This is a genomic window from Nocardia nova NBRC 15556, from assembly GCF_001613005.1.
GTDB lineage: Bacteria > Actinomycetota > Actinomycetes > Mycobacteriales > Mycobacteriaceae > Nocardia > Nocardia nova.
This window is the reverse complement of sequence record NZ_BDBN01000018.1, coordinates 22,262-40,103: the sequence shown is the minus strand read 5'-3', so window position 1 is coordinate 40,103 and position 17,842 is coordinate 22,262. Positions and strand designations below refer to the sequence as shown.

Below are 17,842 nucleotides of genomic sequence, written 5' to 3'. Positions count from 1 at the left end.
GTTGCCATCTATCCGCTATCCGCGCGGGGCGATCTGGATCTTGCGGCCGATGCCGTCGCGGAAGGCTTGCAGCGCTTCCGAGAACTGGTCGAGTCCGAAGGTGTGGGTGATCATGGTGTCGGCGTCGATCGCGCCCTTGCACATCAGGTCGACGGCGCGGCCGAAGCTGTGGACCACTGCCATCGAGCCGACGACGGTGATTTCGTCGTTATAGATGCGGAAGGGCGAGAAGGAGGCCGTCGCGTCGCCGGGGGCGACGCCGAACTGCTGGTAGGTGCCGCCGCGGCGGACCCGGGTGAGGCCGTCATCGATCGCCGGGATCGCGCCGGTGCAGTCGATGACGACTTCCCAGCCGTGCGGACGGTCGAACTCGTCGGCGTTCGTGGCTACCGCGTCGGCGCCGAGTGTGCGGGCGACCTGCAATCGGTCGGTGTTGAGGTCCACCACCGAAACCGAGGTCGCGCCCGCGGTCACGGCGAGTTGCAGCATCATCAGGCCCATGGTGCCCGCGCCGTAGATCAGATAGTGCGCACCCAATGTGCGTGGTAATCCGTCGAATCCGTGCACCGCGCACGACAGCGGTTCCACCAGCGCGCCGTGTGCGGTGGGCAGATCGGCCGGCAGCGCATAGCAGTTGGCCTCCGGCACCGCGACGTATTCGGCCATGGCGCCGTTCACCGTGTCGCCGATCGCGCCCCAGCGTTCGCAGAGATTGCCGCGGCCGATGCGGCAGTAGTGGCACGCGCCGCAGAACAGCGACGGGTCCACGGCCACCTTCTCGCCGGACCTCGGACCGTCGACGATCTCACCGCAGAACTCGTGGCCGGGCACGATCGGATAGGGCGTGGGTGGGAATTCGCCTTCGACGATGTGGATGTCGGTGCCGCAGATTCCTACCGCGGCCACCTCGACGACCACCTCGCCGGGGCCGGGGGTCGGGTCCGGAATTGTCTGGACCGAGTACTCACCGGGCTTTTCGATCACCAACGCACGCATTCACCGTCCCCTTTCCTGGTACCACCATGCGGTGGTGGCGATATCGGCGTCGGCCAACGGCAGATACCGCCCGCCGTCCTGCCATCCCAGTGCTTGCAGCGTGACGCGCAGTTCCTCGTGGAAGCGGATCGGGTCACGCACATGCCAGCGGTACATGCCGAATCGTTGTTGCGGCGTGTAGATCTCGTCGTGCGGAAGTACCTGGTGCAGGCCGAGATACGGGCTGGAATAATCTCGGTAGGCGCCGTCGAGGTCGAAATTCCAGGCGCCGCCGAAATAATCCTCGGTGCCGGTGCCGCAGATCGTCGGGAACTCGTCGTCTCCGTCGAGATGGAATTTGATCTCGCCCTCGCCCCACCAGCCCGGGGCGTTGGGGGTGATCGCCAGATAGGTGCCGACATAGCGTCCGCGGCCCCGAATACCGTCGACGATGGTGTGCACGGCCGGAGTGCCCAGCGGATTACTGTGTCGCCGTTGGCAATGCAGGTAGCCGGCGTCCTCGCCTACCTCGGTCTCGTCGTAGGTGAGCTGATAGTAGACCGGCACCGAACGTTCGGTCGGATTGTGCAGGGTGACGCGGACGCGCTCGCGAAAAGGCATGGGCCAGTAGCTGTTCAGGCCACCGGCGGGTGCGACCACGACCATTTCCGAACTCACCAGTGCCAGTTCGTCCCAGCCGTTGCAGAAGAAGTCGCCCAGCGGCACGTCGATCGACGGATGTGGGTCGTCGTCCCAGGTGAAAGTCAGCCTCAATCGGCGCAGCAGTGTGCGGTCGGTGGTCAGCCAGAAGTGCCGGATGACGCCCGGTCCGGATACGTCGGCCAGCGTCGCGGTGGATCCGGCCGCGAGGTCGATCGACGGGGACACCTTCCACCCCACACCGAGATCGCGTGCCGCGCCCGCGCCGGTGCCGGTCTCCGCCCGTGCGCCCGCGCCCGGCGCGCCGGTCGGGTTCTCGGGGCTGATCGAGCGTGTCCGCGCCCGGTCGAGTCGCCAGAGTTCAGCCATTATTCGCCGCCCGATGTTGTTCGGTAGCAAGGAAATGCGCGATATCCGTAGTCGATTCGTAGAGTTCGCGGTAGCGCCGGTAGTACTGGTCGTAGACCGCGTGCCGTGCGGCTTCCGGCTCGACGATCGACGTCACCGGGTTCCAGCCGGAGGTGTCGACGCCGGAAGCCTCCGCGGCGAGCATGGCGTCGCCGAGACAGGCACCGACGGTCTCCGCCGGCAATTCCTGCGGCAGACCGGTCACGTCGGACACGATCCGGGTCCACAGACCGCCCTTCGTTCCACCCCCGACCGCGACCAAGCGTCGAGCGCGGCCACCGGCGTCGGCCATGGCTTCCAGGTTGTGTCGCACCCCGTATGCGGTTCCTTCCAGCGCGGCGCGGTACAGCTCGCCGCGGCCGTGGCTGGTAGTGAGGCCGGCGACCATGCCACGAGCGTCTGGATCGAACAGAGGCGTTCGTTCACCGGCGAAATACGGCAGCATCAGCAGTCCCCGGCTGCCCGCCGGAACCTTGCCGGCCTCCGTGACCAGGTCACCGAAGTCTCCGCCGACCAGGCGGCGCAGCCAATCGGTGACCGCGCCCGAGGTCGCCATTCCCGCTGCGAGCGAATAGGTTTCGGGCCACGCGCCGCAGGTTCCCCACAGGCCTGGATGCGGACGCGGCTCGGTGAGGATCTGGACCAGGAACATCGTGGTGCCGTACATGACCATGGCATCGCCGGGAGCGCGTACGCCGACGCTGGCCGCTTCGGCCCACGCGTCGACGGTGCCGGTGGTGACCGGCAAGCCCTCCGGAAGACCGGTCGCGGCAGCACCTTCCGCAGTCACCCGGCCGACTATCTCTGTGGGCCAGGCGAGTTCGGGCAACGGCAGGCCCGGAGCGCAGTGCTCGGCCCAGTCGCTCGCCCATTCTCGTTTGCGCAGGTCGTACATGGGCACGCATTGGCTCGCCGACTGATGGTCGAGCACGTATCGCCCCGTCAACCGATGCACGAGAAAGGAACTCGCCATGAGCAGCATGCGCGTGCGCTCGTACACGTGCGGCTCGTGCCGCGCCAGCCACCGCAGCTTCGGTCCGACGGCCTGACTGGTCAGCGGCGAGCCGGCGCGTTCGAGCACCGCCGCCGCACCGAATTCGTTTGCCAATTCGGCAATTTCAGCTCCTGCCCGGGTGTCGACGCCGTACAGGATGGCCGGCCGCAGCGGGTTTCCCTGCGCGTCGGCGGGCAGTAGGCACGGCCCGATACCGCTGATCCCGAGCCCCTCCAGCCGAGCACCGGCGGCGGCACCGACCAGTTCGCGGGCGATGGCGACGAAATCCGCCCACCACACGGTTTCCGCGTCGTGCTCGACCCAGCCCGGTCGCGGCATCGACACCTCGTGCGGACGCTCGGCACGGGCGAGGACCTTGCCGTCGGCGTCGGTCAGTACGCCCTTGGAACCCGATGTGCCGATGTCGATTCCGAGGAACATGGTCACCGAGTGAATTCGTCCACGGTGACACCGAGCAGATCACACGCGGCGCGCACGGTCCCGCGATGGTCACCGGGCACGGCGTGGATGTGGTTGGCGCCGAACCGGGACAGAAAATCCTCGGCACGAGCGTCCAGCCGCGCGAACGCGTGCGGCCATTCGCGGGTCGACTGGCGCATCAATTCGTCGTTGGTGGCCTCGTCGTAGGTCTCGAAGTCGCCGAGCATCAACTGCATTCGATAGTTGCCGTCGTTGCGCGTGAGCCGGGCCAGCGTCATCTGCCCCGGGGCCGCGAGATGATGGACGGACGCCCCGCCGGCGGGGAAGAAGAACACCTCGGGGAACAGATGCACGCGGGACAGGTTCTCCGCTGGATCGTCGCTGCGCGCCGCGAACCAGGTGGCGTGCTGGCCGGAGTTGCACAGATCCCAGATGTCGCGGTCCGCGTGGTAGTGGCGGACGTCGGCGAACAACACCGGCGTCCCCGAGATCTGTTTCAGCAGTTGCATGGTCAGCGCGCCGTCCATATCGGCTTCGGTCGCGCACACGTGCGTCGGTTTCGGACCGTTCCAGTCGTACGGGTCGTTGAGGAACGCCTCCGTGACGTCCATCGTGGCGAAGTACTGGGTGAGCTCGGGCTGCCCCTTGATGCCGGAGAAGTCGATATTCCATTCGTCGATCAGCTCGCGCACCGCGAGGTAGGACCGGATCTGGCGCTCCAGCAACTCCGGCGTGAGTTTGTCACCGTCGTAGTGCACGCCCGCGGTGGTCTCCTCCAGCCAAGTCCGAGCCTTGGAGACCTCCGCGGCATCGGCCAGCTCGGCGCGGCGCACGATCTCCCACTGGTCGATCTCCTCGACGTCGACACCGAAGATGCGTTGCCACTGATCGGTATTCGCGACAGCGGTGTTCATCCCCATCGGCCGGCCGCCGAACCGTCCGAACGTCGAGCCGCGCAAGCTCGACACCGCCGACGCCGCCACCGCCTGCACACCGACCTTCTCGATCAGGTCCGGGTCGGCCGGGTCGCCCCACAGCCGGGTGTGCGTGCGGCCGATCTGATCCAGCGCTCCCCCGGCCGCCAGCATCCCGACCATTCCGGGCTGGACCGGGTCGATATTGGACAGCAGCAGCAACGCTCCCGGCGTGGCTCCCTGGACGAGCATCGTGAAGTGCGGGAACGCCCACACCGCGTAGTGCAGAACGGTCAGATCGACTCCGGCCGAGGCGACTTCGCGAGCCACCGAGACGGCGAGAGTGTTGGTACTGACCGGCGCGGAGCCGCGCACCACCTCGTGTCCGGCGGAGGTCAGTTCGGCGACGAGCCGGTCCTCGTTGGTACGGATGAACTCGGCTATGCCGTCGTGCACATAGTCGCGTCCGTCGGAAATGCTGATCACACCGATACGTGCCACGCCGGATCCCTTCCAGAGACGAACGGTCGGACTACTCGCTGCTGTGCCCGATGGTGGTCCGCACGGTCCTCGGTGGTAACGCAGGCTGCCGCCTCCGGGCCGCGCTCGCACCACTAGAGATATCACTCGGGGCACGGTCTACGGTGCGGTTCTGCCGATCTCGAGGGAAGCCAGCGACACTCCGCCCTGGCCCCAGCCGCAACTGGTGATCCACAGATCGCCGTCGTCGATCACCTCGGCGGCATGCGCGGCGATGTGGCCGACACGGTCGTCGATCCGGAAGTGGTACGGACTGTCGCCGCGGAACACGTCGGTGCCGACGTAGTCGGGTCGCGGGCCGATGAACAGATACCAGGATCCGTTGTGGGACAACACGAACGGTGATTCGGTATTGCCGGCCTCGGTGCCCGACGTGGGGTCGGTGAACGCGATGTGCCGCTCGCTCCAGGTGCGCAGGTCGCTACTCGTGCGGTATGCGACCACGTAGTTGCCGCCCGTCGGCGAACTCGTCGCGGCGTAGTACATCACCCAGCGGTCGTCGATCCACACGACCATCGGATCGCGGGCGTCGTACCCGTCGCGAAACACCGGCCCGGTCGGTTCGCGGGTCCACTCGAACAGGTCGTCGGAGGTGGCCACACAGATCGCCGCCGCGGTGCGGTCGTCACCACCGCCCGCGTAGAACATGTGGTAGCGGCCGTCGGCGCGGATCACGTACGGCGCCCACAGGTGCGTCTCGCCGTAGTCGCGGTCCACCACCAGAGCCGACGGGTGTGTGGTCCACGGGCCCTGCAGATCGTCGGCACTGGCGTGGGCGAATTCGATCTCGTCGAACGGATCCGCGGGTTCGGGATGGGTGATGCCGAACAGGTGCCAGCAGCCCGATTCGTCGCGAATGATGGTGTGGTCGTTGATGTACCACCGCTGCGACTCGCCGGCGCTCGGGTCGTAGATCGTGTGGAAACGCCCGGCTCGAACGCTCACCATCCGGCGTGCCGATCGCCCCGGACGAGCAGGCTCGGTGGCGGTCCTTCTCGACATTCGATCTCGGTCATCTGCCACCGCTCTCCTCAGTCGCGTTCGCCGTACCGGGTGTGACGCTGCCGGGGACGCCTACTGCGGATCGGCTCGCAGGCCGGTGAACGACCGTCTCGGCATCCCATGACACGGTAGATGACACCGCGATGGAGAGCGGCCACATCGCGCTGCACTGCGCCGGCAAGATTCATTACCCACTCGCAGCCGGCCTCACCCCGACCACCCGGCGTCGGCCACGAATCCATGCGTGTAGCGGAATCGGCGACACCATTCCCATCGGTGGGGACAATCTCGGTATCGCCGCTTCCGAATAGACTGCGCCGCATGCGGACAGCGATGACGCTCGACAGCGGCCAAGTCGTCAGTTATGTCGACCACGGCGGTTCCGGCCCCGCCGTACTGCTGTTGCACAGCTACCTGATGGACGCGGACATGTTCGCCCCGCAGGTACGTTCGCTCGGCCAGTCCTACCGGTTGATCGCCATGGATGAGCGCGGCCACGGCGAAACGCCCGCCGACGGCCCCTTCACCTATTGGGACGTGGCCCGCGACGCACTCGGATTGCTCGACCACCTCGGAATCGCCCGGTGCGCGGTGCTGGGTACGAGTCAGGGCGGATTCATCGGTTTGCGGATGGCCCTCCTGGCACCGGACCGGGTGGCCGCGCTCGTGTTGCTCGGAACGTCGGGCGCCGCCGAGGACCCGCAGGTCGCCGACGCCTACCGGCAGGCCGCTGCGGCATGGCGGGAACTCGGTCCGACGCAGGACCTGCTCGACATGAACGCCGCCATCTGCCTGGGCCGGCACGACGCAACCGAGTGGCAGGCCAAGTGGCGCAAGCTTTCCGGAGATCACATCGACCGCGTTCTGACCCCACTGGTCGAGCGGGACAGCATCCTCGACCGAGCTTCCGAGATCGACTGCCCCGCCCTGGTCCTGCACGGGTCGGCGGACGCCGCTTATCCGGTCGATCGAGCCGTCGAGTTGGCCGCGGCATTGCCCGACGCCGGACCGCCGGTGATCGTCGACGGCGGCGCGCACTTCCTCTCGCTCACCGATGCGGACGCCGTGGAACCGCACCTGCTGGAATTCCTGTCGAAGTCGCTACCCGGGTGATCCCGAGCCTCCGTTGACCCGCGCAGCAGCCGGCGCGACCGGTTGCGTTGCCGATCATGGACCTGTCTCGCCTACCGGCCCCGGAAGCGACTCTCTGCGCGTCCCCGCAACATCAGTGCCGGCGGACGAGGTGGATCACTCGTGGATGGAGACCTTGTTCTTGTAGAAGGCGACGTGACCTTCTATGTTGGCCGCCGCCCGTTTCGCCTCGGGGTAGTACCACGCGGCGTCGACGAGGGGATTTCCGTCACCGACATCCACGGTGTAATAGCTCGCACGACCCTTCCACGGGCAGATGGTGTGCGTCTCGGTGGGCGTGAAGTACTCCTTCTTGATCGCTTCCGGCGGGAAGTAGATATTGCCCTCCACTGTTTCGTAGTGGTCGGACTCCGCGATGGTGACACCGTTGACCGTTGCCTTTGCCATGCGTCTATTCTGCCTCGATCGGCGAGCGGGTCCCAGCGGCGACCAGCTGCGGGAGGAGATCGTGGTAGCCCCGTCGAGCCGGGCCCCGGCGGCGTCGACAATACGAACTCGGTGTTCGCGGAGACCGATGCCGATGGAACGACCACGCTGTCGGCGAAGGACGACCGGCGGTACAGGGGCGGCGCGGGACCGTCCACCACGCGGCGAGGCCAATTCTGTTGGCACACTCTACGATCGGCCGGTGACGCTTTCCCCGCCGATCTGATCGGCTATGTCGACGGTGGCCTCGATGCCGATCTGGGCCGCTGGTTCCCCGACGCCGAACCCGTCGTGGTGCCGGATCGAACCCGTTCGGTCACATCGTTTCTCGCGCGCCTGGCCCCGACGGACGGGGCCGCGCTCGCCGCACTGGATGCCCGGGTGCGCTCGGGGGTGATGCCACCGTTCCTCGACATGTTCGTCTGGTCGTTCCTGCGCTACCGCGCGGTGCGCGCGGGCCGCCGCGATGTCGACGCCGTGGAGGCCGATTTCCGTGCCCTCGGCCAGGACGGCGCACTGGAACCGCAGCTCGGCCTGTTGCGCCTCATGTCACGATCGTGATTCGACGCGGTCGAGTAGCTGCCCGGGGCCGTGCCGGTTACGGCCGTGCGGTGTGGTCCGGACGCCCGCGGGTGCGACGCTGTTCCTTCATCTCCGCTTCGAAGACGTGGCGCCGGCCTTCGACTAGCTGATCGCGCACCGTGCGTTCCATGTCGGCGAATGCCGCGTAATACCCGTCGTCGTATTCCTCCACGATCTGAAATGTCCATCGGCCCGATAGCACGTTGCGACCGATCAACTCGCTTCGCACCCGCTCCGCCAAGTCCGGGCGGCCCGCGGCGACGAGCTGATCGGCAGCGCTGTCCAACAGCAGATCGGCACGACCGGTCAGGCGGTGAAACGCGTACAAATTCCCACGCGCCTGTTCGATCGTCTCCAGCGCTTCGGACAAGGTCCCGGCCGCCCGGACCGCGTCGTCGCCGGCATCACCGGGACGACGATGCCGGGCCGCGGGCTGCTCCTCGGTGGCCAGGCCGCTGTCCGCGACCTCTTTCGTGTCGGTGTCGTTGGTCATGTAGTGGCTGTACCCATGCACCCCGCTTCGATGCACAATCGATGCATCGATCTCCGTCACGGCTCGAGTTCGCGTTCGCCCAGGACATCCTGGAATCGCCTCGCGTACGCTTCGCGAAGCGGCTGCGACGCCGCCAGCAGTGCACCGAGGCGGTCGGGGCCGATCGGCTCGGCTAGGCCGTCCACCGCGCGCAGGTCGCTGATCTGTCTCGCAGTCTCGAGCTCGGCGAGCTCCCATGAGCTAGGAGTCCGGGGATCGTCTTGCAGCATTCCTGCCAGGGAGTAGCAGGCGACCAGGACGTCGAAGCATCGCGAATCGCCGGCATCCGGCTCGTTCCACGTCCTCACGACGTAATCCGCTATCGAGACCACATCGATGTACCAGGCCGCGACACCGTCGGGCTCCTCGAAAGGCAGATCATCAGGGCCGAGAATGTCGCGGAATCGCGTGGCCAGAAGCTCCGGGCCGATCCGCGGTGGGGCACCGACCGCGCGAGCGCGACAGTATTCGAGCGAGTCGTCGATGAGCCGGCAGAGTCCGGCGACCTCGCGGTCGGCCCGATCGGTGGCGGCGAGAACGGCCGCTCGATTCAGGCACAGGGTAGCGACCAGCGCGCGCTGGAACGCATCGGCCCGCTCCACCGAATCTCGCACGAGATCGTCGTCGAACATGCCAAACATCTCCCACGCTTGTCCGATCGTTCCCGCACCCGGATCCGATCTACGACGTCGCCCCGAGGGCACCCGCAAAGATACTCGGCCACAGCGAATTTCGTGAGCCCGTAGACGAGGATCAAAGTGCCGAACAGCACGACACTCATGCACCACGCCTGCAGCAGGTGGTTGTCCCGGCTGAACCACCGTTTTTCACGGCGGGGCAAGCGTTCTCGTTCCACGGTGAGTGCCGAGCGGAAGCCGCCCAGAGCACTGCGAGGCAGGAATCTACCTCCCGGGGCATTCACTCGGTGCCGGTTCGCCGCGCAGCCGGCCGTCTATCCATTCGCTGAGTCCCGGATAGCTGGTGACGTAACTGCTCAGGTGTTCGCCGGGCACTGTGCGGAAAACGGCCGGAACGCCACGGCTGCATTGCTCACCGTACATACGCTGAGCGTCCTCCAGGGGAATCCAGGGATCCCACGCACCGTGATAGATATACAGCGGCACACCCGACGTCCGGTCGGACAAATCCAGTTGGCGAAACAGATTGTCGGCCATCGGACTGTCGAGTGGGTTGCTGATATTCGTCGCCACATCCATCGGAATACCGACGACGCCGAGCGGTCCATCGGCGTCACCACACAGATCCCGCGTCGGGGATGTCGTCACCCACTGCGCGAGATGATTCATGTACTGGAGCACCTCCGGATGCTCACGCGCTATCGCCGTCGACACCGACAACAGAATGCCGGAGGCGATCCCGCCGTTGAAACGGTGGGCGATATCCCGGTAGTCGGCCGCCAGTCCACCCGAGGCGACGCCCACCAGAACGTCCGACAGATCCGGCGCGTACTCACTCTGCAACATCGCGGTGGCATACGCGGCGATCGCTCCGCCCGAGTAGCCCTCGACCACATAACGACTGTTACCGAACTCCGGCAGGGCATTACGCACGGCGCGAATCGAATCGAGCATCATGTGCCCGGCCACATTCGTCTCGCCGTACGCCATCAGCGGGCCCTCATGGTCGGGCAGGAGAACCGCGTGCCCTTTGTTCAGGGCCGACCAGATAGCCGGCAGAAACCAGACCAGATCCGTGTTGGTCCGATCGAGTATGCCGTGCGACAACTGATAGCCCGGCGTGCAGTGCAACCCGAGTGCGTTGATCGGCATCGCGTCCACCTCCACCGGACGGGGCCCCGGACCGTTCCACGAAGCCGCCGGGACGATCAATGTAGCGGTGCCGAAGGAGGGCGTGCCCGTCGCCGAGGTCGAGCGAAACTTCAACAGCACCGCCCGCTCGATCGGCGCCGCCATGTGCTGCGCTGTCGTCGCCGTCACGTCACGCGACTCGAAGATCTGCCCCGGCTCCAGCGCGGCCAGATTCGCAGGCCAGGCATCGAAGGTCTGATCCCCGGTCGGCGACGACAAAATCGCCCGCCACAACGCCGCCTGCTGATCAGCGGCGGACTGCTCGGGGCCGGCGGTCAACTGCGGCGGTTTTATGTTCTGGTCGATCCAGTTCTGCATTGGGGAGGGCGGATTTCCGGGCGATGACTGCGTGATCGGCCCGATGGGCGGGCCTTCGTCCGCCCGAGCAGACTGTTCGCCCAAACACGCACTGGCGACGAGAACAGTGACCACAGCTGCCAGAAACCCTCTCACAAGCGACATCCTTTGTTCGGACGAAACTGCCGGGAGTCTCCCCTGCCGGGGGGGTTGCGCCAAGCGACTTTAGCAAGCGTCTGCGATCCTGACCACGAAAGCGGGTTGCGAAATCGACACATAATTCGTGGTCGCGCAAATATCGGTGCTTTGTGCGCGAAACGGTGGCTGAAGTGCAACGGAACTACTCGACGGCGGCTGATGAGTGGCAGCGCCGACGGTTGTGAAAAATCTCGATGTCGTCGAGGATTGCGTTCACGAATCGACGCGAATCGTGCATTTCTGGCGGTCGAGTAGTTCGATATGCGTCGAAAAACATAACGATTCCGTCATCGCGTCCGGACCGTCGCCAACGATGCCGACCAACGCGGCAGAGGGCTCCTCGCCGACAACCCGCGAGGTGAACCGACTCGCCGTAGCGATTATTGCGGCCGTGATTCCCGAGGCTGGTCCTCGGCTCTGCGCACGCCGCCGTGATGTCCTCCCTCGGCCCCTTCGTCGGCGCCCTCGGTTTCGGGTGCCTGCGATGCGGGTTGCTCCTCGGCCGGGGAGGCGGTGGCCCCGCCGGAAGTCTGGCCAGGCGCAGAGGATTTGAAATTCGGGTCGGCCACCGGACGTGTCGCGCCAGCTGTCCTGGCGCCGCTCCCGGGTCCGGTGGTGCCGGTTACCTCTTCCGCGCTCGTCCGGCGGCCCTCATAGGGCGGCACGGCCGATTCAGCGTCGCCGGGTGGACGCGTCCCGGTCGTGGCGACGTCGTCTTCGGACTGGTTCTGATCACGGGCTGACGTGACTTCTTCTTGGTCGAACGTGCCGGCCGGGCGATCGGTCGGGCCGCCGCCCGGCGCATTCGACCCGGTATCTCGCGAGCCTTTGGCTCCCCGCTGCGATTGAGGCTCTTCGGACAGATGTTCGCTGGACATAGCTCCATCGTCTCCTCGAGTGAGCGCTGGATTATATACTCTGCGTTCAAGCCTGGTGCCCGATTCCACTGCAGTCAAGCAAACTCGTGGGCCGCATCACTCACGAACAACAGCAAACGCACAGGTCACACCGGTTCACCGGGCAGAACTGGCCAGTCATCTCACCCGTCCGGCGTGAAGCACGGCCCGATGTTCAGGGCAGGACCATCACGGCCAGCAGGACGACCAGAAGCGAGACCGCGACCGTGATGTGGCTGCGTCGGTAATGGGTCGCCAATACCGCGACGAATTCGCGCAAGAAGGCGGCGGGCAGAAAATAGGCGGCGGTCCGAGACCCCAGGACCTGGGCATCGATGCCGAGGCGGCGGGTCAGCCCGGCCGTCCGGAGAACGTGAAAGTTACTGGTTACCACCGTGATTCGGAGCTGCTCCGGATCGATACCGCGCCGGTTCAGTTCGCGCAGGCAGTTACGCAGATTCTCGGCGGTATTGCGCGAGTGCCGTTCTCGGACGATGGCGTGTCCGCTGACGCCGCGGGCGGTGAGGTAGCGCGCCATCGCGTCGGCTTCGGTCGTCGCCTCGTCGGGCCCCTGTCCACCGCAGGTGACCAGGACCGGCTGGCGTCCGGACCGCAGCGCTGTGCGGTAGGCGTCGATACCGCGGTCCAGTCGCGCGGCCAGCAGCGGCGTGACCGATCTGCGATTCAGGCCGCAACCGAGAATCACGACCGCATCGGCTTCGGGGCGAGCCGCCAGGCTGCCGTAGATCAGTGCGTAGCCGCCGAACGCGATCAGATGCGCCACGAAATAGACCGCGACCGCGGCGACCAGAACGATGGACTGAATGGCCCAGCCCGGCATCGCCGGACCGGACGCGACCGTGACGACCGCGGCCACCGCGCCGATCAAGCCGGCCCCGAGCACGACCGGCAACGCGGTGGTCGCGGCGATCCCCTCCCGTGACATCAGCTCGATTCCGTTGACCAGCAACGCGATACCGGCCACGGCGAACGGAGCCGTGAGTACTACGACCACCCCGAACGACGAAGGCGCGTCGGGGCCGAGTCCGACGACCGCGGTCGCGCCGCCGACGCCCAGCAGCGTGACCGCCGCCAGCAGGACGAATCCCGTCGAGAGCCGGCGGGGCTCCAAGGCCACGCGGATCGCCGCGATGAATGCCAGGACCGCCCCACTCGCCACCAGAAGCCCGCCGATCGACAGGTACGTCGCCGTCTGCATCCGCCCGAGACTCCTTCCGGCCCCTGCCGGGCCGCCGCGCCGAAGACACTACGAAGTCGTCGGCGCGACGAGAAATTCGCGGCGACCGGTCGACGTACCGACGATTTCCCATTCCGGAGCGCCGGAAACAGACCAGTGGCGCGGCCCCTTCCCCGCCACTCCGCCGACATCGAGATACGGGCGAGTTGGCTTGTGGACCATGGGTTTCCGCGTGTACACGACAGGTGCCCCACACTTTCGAATCGCGCTGGCCGATCTGGCCCGCGGAGCGGCGACGCACTGGATGGCTGCCTCGCGCGGAAACAAGAACCGCTACGCGACAGCCCACGCGTTGGACCGGCTGTGTAGACGAATCGACACAAAGCAAAATAGGCGGAATCGCGAAATAGGCGGCGCGGGTGGATGTTCGCCGAGGAAGAGGAGTCTGTCTTTGTCAGTGCGGCATGGAATTATCCGCGATGGATCGACAAGCTATGAAACACGGATAGGCCGAACTCGATGACGCTGACACGCAATGACGCATTGGCGCTACTCACAGACTCGCTCTCGACGCGACGACGACGCGGCGCAAAACGGCTGCGCGCGCTCGCAGACCCGACAGCAGCGGCTCGAATCCGCACCGCGCTCGAACACGAAGTGCTGGACAAACGCACCTGGGAGACGCAGTACCAATTGATCATGGCACTGGGTACGACCGGCAGCGGCGCGGATGTCGAGCTATTGAAAAAGCTGGCGCTGCAACCACGATCGGCAACCACGGTCAACGCTGCGCTCGGCGACGCCATCGTCCGCCTGGGCCGCGACGCCGACAACGACCCTGCTCCCGCCCTGTGGTGCCTGCAACAAGATGTCGAGCTTCTCGCCGACGGCGCGCTGCGCGCGGTCGCGATGCTCCGACTGAAATTCCCCGACTCCGCGGTCGACGCCGTCCTCGACTACGCCGAGGCCAATTTCCACGATCTCAACCACAAGTTCCTGGCGTACTGGCCGGCGGTCGCGGCAGCCGGTTGGTCCGGGCCTCGTGTGCGGATGTTTCTGACCCGATGTTCGCAAGACAGCCGCGAGATCATCGCCGCAGCCGCAACGGACGCCCTGAACGGTTGTTACGGAAACTATATGAGCGTGCTGTAACCGGCGTGGTGCTCGAGCTCAACGGAGTGCGTCGGCTGAGTCGGTTATGCGAGGACCACATGCGGTCGCAGATCGAGCGCAGATTAGGTTTTCGCGGCGCGGCAGTCTGTACGTGTGAGATCGACTCACGAGAGGCTGGCAACAATGCGGAAAATAGTCTTCGGCATGAACGTGACACTGGACGGCTACATCGCCGCGCCTGGCGACGACATCGGCTGGAGCGAGCCGAGCGACGAACGGTTCCAGTGGTGGCTCGGCCAGGAGCGAGCGCACGAGGTGTCGCTGTACGGGCGCAAGCTGTGGGAGACCATGAGCTCCTACTGGCCGACCGGTGACCAGCAGCCCGACGCCACCCCGGCGCAGATCGAGTTCGCGCGGAACTGGCGGGACACGCCGAAGGTGGTGTTCTCCTCGACGATCGACAAAGTCGACTGGAACACCCGCCTGGTCACCGGCGACGCGGTCGCCGAAATCACCCGGCTCAAGGCCGAGGGCGGCGGCACGATGGGCATCGGCGGCGCGACGCTCGCCGAGGCGGCCATGCGTGCCGAGCTGATCGACGAGTACGCGATCGTCACCCATCCGGTCCTGGTGGGCGGCGGCACATCGTTCTTCCCGGCGCTGGACAGCTGGGTGAACCTGAATCTGGTGGAAACGCGGACGTTTCCCGGCGGCGTGGTGCTGACCCGATACGAGACGAGGCGATGAGTACGGGCCAGAGTGAGGTATTGACCGACTCGCTGGAGATACCTCGAGATCACAGTGTCGGGGGCAGGCCCAGCCATGGTTTGTCGGTGGCGTCGAATCCGGTGAGCGCAGCGATCTTCCCGTCGGCGATGTGCAGGACCGCTATGTTCAACAGCCGGTACTCCGGGTCGTCGGGGGTGCGGAGGTAAAGCACGGCGGCAGGCATTCGATTGACTGTCGTGGCGATACAGCGCCAGTCGTCGTAGCCGCGCTGGAAAAGCCCACCGGAGACCCAGCCGTCCACCGCGTCCTGAGCCCCGATGATCACGGTGCCCGGATCGGGCAGCATCGCGAAGCGCAGGTCGTCGCGCAGCAGGGACATCAATCCGTCGAGGTCGTTGCGCTCATGGGCATCGATGTAGGACTTCACCACGCCCCGCTCGTCATCCGACAGCTCGTGAGTGGCAGGGCTCCGCCAATCGAGGCGGCGGCCGGGCAGTTGCTCGCGCATCGTCACACGCGCCCGCTGTAGTGCGCTGGTCACCGATGCGACGGTCAGCTCGAGGGCTTCGGCGGCCTTCGGCGCCGGCAAGCCGAGGACGTCGCGCAGGATGAACACCGCTCGCTGCCGCGGCGGCAGGTGCTGCACGGCGACGATGAACGCCAGCTCGATCGTCTCCCGCGCCACGACCGAATCCTGCGGGTCGTCGGGAAGCATCCGGTCGGGGTACGGCTGCAGGTACAGCACCTCGGAGCCGGGGTCCGACAGCCCGTACGGTACGGGTGTCCGGTCGTTGCGCTTCTCCAGGAAGTCGAGGCAGGCGTTGGTCGCGATCCGGTACAACCAGGTCCGCAGCGTGGCGTGGCCTTGGAACGACTCCCGCTTGTTCCACGCTCGCAGAAACGTCTCCTGCGTCAAGTCCCGGGCGTCCTCGTAGTTCGCGAGCATCCGGTAGCAGTGCACCTGCAGCTCACGCCGGTGGCGCTCGGTGATGTCCGCGAACCGCGCCGTGTCGCCCGAGCGGGCCGCCTCGATGAACGTGGCCTCATCGGCGCCCAGCGCTCCGGCGTCGGTCATGGTCATCAATCCTTCCACTGTTGCGAGGGGCTACCAGAGCTGACGACGTAGCGGAGGATTTCTGATCGGTGACGTGGTGTTTGCGTGTGTGTCGGGCGTGCGTGCGGTGCGGCGGAGCCGCCATGTCGGCAGGTCCGCTACCCAGCCGGCTGTGGTGTCGGCGAAGGGGTGGTGGACACGATGGATACTGGAAGCCACAGCGGCAGTGAGGTTTTCGTGTCAAATTGCCGAAGAGCTTCTTCGGTGATGGCGCCCACAATTCGAAACTGCCGGGATCGTGCGGAGGCGTCGAACACCTCGTGCAATACGACTGCGACGGCGGCGAGACTGGTGGCGATGCGGCGCACCGCCCTCTGGGTTCACCGATCGGGCGCCTGCCGGAACGGCGAAATCACGGATCCGCAGGTCACGCCGCTTCGCCGGACAAAACCACGTCGCCGTGAGCAAGCGCTGGCTCACTTTCCAGTGGCGCCCGGGGCTCTGTGAGCAGAATGCAAAAGCCGATATAGCTGCCCGTGATCCAGATGTCGATGAGCACGGCGATGCCGATCGGACCGCCGCCGGTATGCGTGAGGGAGGCGTCGAATCGCCGGCGCGGCGGGATCAGAGGTACCCCGACCTACCGCTATGCAGCCCCGGAACCGGCTTGGCGCCCGGTCGCCTTTCCTTTGTCCGTCCGAGTGTGGAGTTCAGCAGGTGCGGTCGGGTGAGTGCGGCTTTCAGACGGTTCAGGGCGGGAGCGAGGGGACGGGGATCGATGTGCTGGAGTACTTCGGTAAGCAGGTGTATGGGTTCGCTGCACGAGTCATAACGGGCGCCGGGATCCTTGTCGAGTGACCGGTGCAGGATCGGGTCGACTTCGGGCGGGATCCAGGGTTGACGTTCGGAAATCTCCGGCGGTGGTTCGCGCAGTTGCGCCTGGGCGGTGGCTATGAGGTTCTCGCGAGGGAACGGCGGACGGCCGGTGAGCAACTCGATGGCCGAGCAGATCAGGGCGTACTGGTCGGTCGCTGGGGATATCGCGTCCGCCCGCAGCAGTTCGGGTGCGGCATACGGTACCGACACGACGACGAAACCATTGGTGGCCAGGGGCGGTTCGGGCCGGTGCAGCCACCGGCCCTGATCGAAGTCGGAGATTTTCACGGTAGATGCGCCGAACAGCACGTTCGCCGGTTTCACGTCGAGATGGACCACACCCTCGGCGTGCGCATAATCCAATCCAGCGGCCACGTTTGCCAGCACGTGCAGCACCCGCCGCAGATCCGGGCGTTGGTGCGGCATCCGAACCAGCTTCGCCACGGTCGCGCCGCGAACGTACTCGCGGGCGGACCAGAGCTTGCCGTCGGCTTCACCGTGTCGATACATCCGCACGATGTTCGGGTGCCGCAGCGCGGACAGAATTTCGAACTCGTGCACGAATCGTGCCCGTGCCTCGGGCGACCGGCTGTCGTCCGGTCCCAGAATCTTCAGTGACACAGGCCGCGATGCTTCCGGATCCTCGGCCAGATACACCGCGCTGCTGCCGCCGTGCCCGAGCCGGGCTTTCACAACGAATCCCGCGAACTGGTCACCTGGCGCGAGCGGCATCGTCCCACGATAAGCGCTCTCCCTTGGGGCGTTGTTCTCACCGATGCGGAGCCGGCGTCGTGATACGGACGCTACATGGTGAAGGCTCCGAGAGCGGAAACGGCCACGGCACGGGCCTCGAGCGGGGTCAATTGCATTCCCGCGCGGTGAGATTCGCGGGTCGCTGTAACCGGCCGCAGAACCGGCATGCCGACAGCGACATGAAGACACAACCGCGTTTGTCGCTGTCACGAAAAGCGGCTACTGGGTAAACCGTTTCTTCGCTGGCGGATGTCGCGAAGGATCCGGCATACG

At 66.1% G+C, this 17,842-nt stretch carries 17 protein-coding genes; 4 read left to right on the top strand and 13 right to left on the bottom strand.

The genetic code is table 11. The features are described from left to right. Window positions 1–15: 15 nt before the first annotated feature. The 5 genes from NN2_RS07620 to NN2_RS07600 all read right to left on the bottom strand — a co-directional run bounded on the left by NN2_RS07620 (window position 16) and on the right by NN2_RS07600 (window position 5,880). The gene (locus tag NN2_RS07620) at window positions 16–996 is read right to left on the bottom strand and encodes a zinc-dependent alcohol dehydrogenase family protein (protein WP_063011666.1); all 981 of its coding nucleotides are present in this window, start codon (window positions 994–996) and stop codon (window positions 16–18) included. Continuing rightward, window positions 997–2,004, bottom strand: coding sequence for a glycoside hydrolase family 172 protein (locus NN2_RS07615; RefSeq protein ID WP_063011664.1), 1,008 nt, complete (start codon window positions 2,002–2,004; stop codon window positions 997–999). After that, a complete protein-coding gene (locus tag NN2_RS07610; RefSeq protein ID WP_063011662.1) occupies window positions 1,997–3,478 on the bottom strand; it encodes an FGGY-family carbohydrate kinase in 1,482 nt (493 codons plus the stop codon). Before NN2_RS07610 ends, NN2_RS07615 begins: the two co-directional genes overlap by 8 nt. A gap of 2 nt (window positions 3,479–3,480) precedes the next feature. Further along, on the bottom strand, window positions 3,481–4,893 hold the full coding sequence (locus tag NN2_RS07605) for an L-fucose/L-arabinose isomerase family protein (RefSeq protein WP_063011660.1): 1,413 nt from the start codon (window positions 4,891–4,893) through the stop codon (window positions 3,481–3,483). Window positions 4,894–5,031: 138 nt separating this feature from the next. Continuing rightward, entirely contained in the window at window positions 5,032–5,880 is an 849-nt protein-coding gene (locus NN2_RS07600) for a family 43 glycosylhydrolase (protein WP_169812384.1), read from the bottom strand. A gap of 375 nt (window positions 5,881–6,255) precedes the next feature. Here NN2_RS07600 and NN2_RS07595 point away from each other — a divergent pair, with 375 nt between their 5' ends. After that, complete coding sequence (locus tag NN2_RS07595) at window positions 6,256–7,047, top strand: alpha/beta fold hydrolase (RefSeq protein ID WP_169812383.1); 792 nt, start codon at window positions 6,256–6,258, stop codon at window positions 7,045–7,047. A gap of 135 nt (window positions 7,048–7,182) precedes the next feature. On the opposite strand, the gene NN2_RS39255 is transcribed toward NN2_RS07595, so the two are convergent. Further along, window positions 7,183–7,698, bottom strand: a complete 516-nt coding sequence (locus NN2_RS39255) for a DUF427 domain-containing protein (RefSeq protein ID WP_501193548.1) — start codon at window positions 7,696–7,698, stop codon at window positions 7,183–7,185. On the opposite strand from NN2_RS39255, the gene NN2_RS07585 reads away from it, so the two are divergent. Then, window positions 7,585–8,073: a hypothetical protein gene (locus NN2_RS07585; RefSeq protein WP_063011654.1), complete on the top strand. Its 489-nt coding sequence runs from the start codon at window positions 7,585–7,587 to the stop codon at window positions 8,071–8,073. The two genes, NN2_RS39255 and NN2_RS07585, sit on opposite strands and share 114 nt — an antisense overlap. 37 nt (window positions 8,074–8,110) lie before the next feature. On the opposite strand, the gene NN2_RS07580 is transcribed toward NN2_RS07585, so the two are convergent. The 5 genes from NN2_RS07580 to NN2_RS07565 all read right to left on the bottom strand — a co-directional run bounded on the left by NN2_RS07580 (window position 8,111) and on the right by NN2_RS07565 (window position 13,065). Further along, window positions 8,111–8,587, bottom strand: a complete 477-nt coding sequence (locus NN2_RS07580; RefSeq protein ID WP_063011652.1) for a hypothetical protein — start codon at window positions 8,585–8,587, stop codon at window positions 8,111–8,113. 56 nt (window positions 8,588–8,643) lie between these two features. Next, window positions 8,644–9,258, bottom strand: coding sequence for a hypothetical protein (locus NN2_RS07575; RefSeq protein ID WP_063011650.1), 615 nt, complete (start codon window positions 9,256–9,258; stop codon window positions 8,644–8,646). Between the two features lie 270 nt (window positions 9,259–9,528). Continuing rightward, the gene (locus NN2_RS07570) at window positions 9,529–10,971 is read right to left on the bottom strand and encodes a lipase family protein (protein ID WP_231983132.1); all 1,443 of its coding nucleotides are present in this window, start codon (window positions 10,969–10,971) and stop codon (window positions 9,529–9,531) included. A 359-nt stretch (window positions 10,972–11,330) separates the two neighbouring features. Beyond that, complete coding sequence (locus tag NN2_RS36145) at window positions 11,331–11,828, bottom strand: hypothetical protein (RefSeq protein WP_082856799.1); 498 nt, start codon at window positions 11,826–11,828, stop codon at window positions 11,331–11,333. A 193-nt stretch (window positions 11,829–12,021) separates the two neighbouring features. Then, window positions 12,022–13,065 (bottom strand): YdcF family protein, encoded by a 1,044-nt coding sequence (locus tag NN2_RS07565; protein WP_063011646.1) that lies wholly within the window; start codon window positions 13,063–13,065, stop codon window positions 12,022–12,024. A gap of 498 nt (window positions 13,066–13,563) precedes the next feature. Here NN2_RS07565 and NN2_RS07560 point away from each other — a divergent pair, with 498 nt between their 5' ends. Together NN2_RS07560 and NN2_RS07555 are read left to right on the top strand one after the other, a co-directional pair. Further along, entirely contained in the window at window positions 13,564–14,196 is a 633-nt protein-coding gene (locus NN2_RS07560; protein ID WP_063910704.1) for a hypothetical protein, read from the top strand. 144 nt (window positions 14,197–14,340) lie between these two features. Further along, window positions 14,341–14,904, top strand: a complete 564-nt coding sequence (locus tag NN2_RS07555) for a dihydrofolate reductase family protein (protein ID WP_063011642.1) — start codon at window positions 14,341–14,343, stop codon at window positions 14,902–14,904. 49 nt (window positions 14,905–14,953) lie between these two features. Here the strand turns inward: NN2_RS07555 and NN2_RS07550 are convergent, their stop codons facing one another. Continuing rightward, window positions 14,954–15,961, bottom strand: coding sequence for an RNA polymerase subunit sigma-70 (locus NN2_RS07550; protein WP_063011785.1), 1,008 nt, complete (start codon window positions 15,959–15,961; stop codon window positions 14,954–14,956). A gap of 603 nt (window positions 15,962–16,564) precedes the next feature. Then, on the bottom strand, window positions 16,565–17,548 hold the full coding sequence (locus NN2_RS07545; protein ID WP_063011640.1) for a serine/threonine-protein kinase: 984 nt from the start codon (window positions 17,546–17,548) through the stop codon (window positions 16,565–16,567). Window positions 17,549–17,842 lie beyond the last annotated feature (294 nt).